This is a genomic window from Rhodococcus sp. FW305-130, from assembly GCF_058788335.1.
In genome coordinates, this window is the sequence record NZ_JBYTAP010000028.1 from 1 (window position 1) to 527 (window position 527).

General features: G+C 63.0%; 1 protein-coding gene. It reads left to right on the forward strand.

The features are described 5' to 3' along the window. Nucleotides 1-527 (forward strand): aminotransferase class III-fold pyridoxal phosphate-dependent enzyme (locus tag AC3WQS_RS31340; RefSeq protein WP_492741648.1); only part of this gene is annotated, 527 nt, incomplete at both ends.

The following is a 527-nucleotide window of genomic DNA, read 5'->3' on the forward strand; positions in this document are numbered from 1 at the left end:
GTGGACACTGCGGCGAAGCTCGCTCGCCGGTACTGGCACGAGGTGGGGCAGCCGGAGAAGGCGATCATCGTCGGTCGTCAGAAGGCGTACCACGGAATGCATGTTGCGGGAACAGCTCTGGCGGGTATTGCGGTGAACCGTGAGGGGTACGGCGAGCTGATGGCGGATGCGGCCACGGTCGGCTGGGATGATGCGAAGAGTCTGCTCGAGTTGATCGAGAGGATCGGTGCGAACAAGATCGCCGCGTTCTTCGCGGAGCCGATCATCGGTGCCGGTGGGGTGTATCTTCCGCCGGAGGGGTACCTGGCCGAGGTGCGCGACATCTGCCGCGAGCACGACATTTTGTTTGTCGTCGACGAGGTCGTGACCGGTTTCGGTCGTATCGGCGGCGAGTGGTTCGCGTCTACTCGTTTCGATTTGCAGCCCGACATGATGACCACGGCAAAGGGTTTGACGTCCGGTTACGTTCCGATGGGTGCGGTGTTCATCGCGCCGCGGGTGGCGGAGCCGTTCTATGCGGGTTCGTG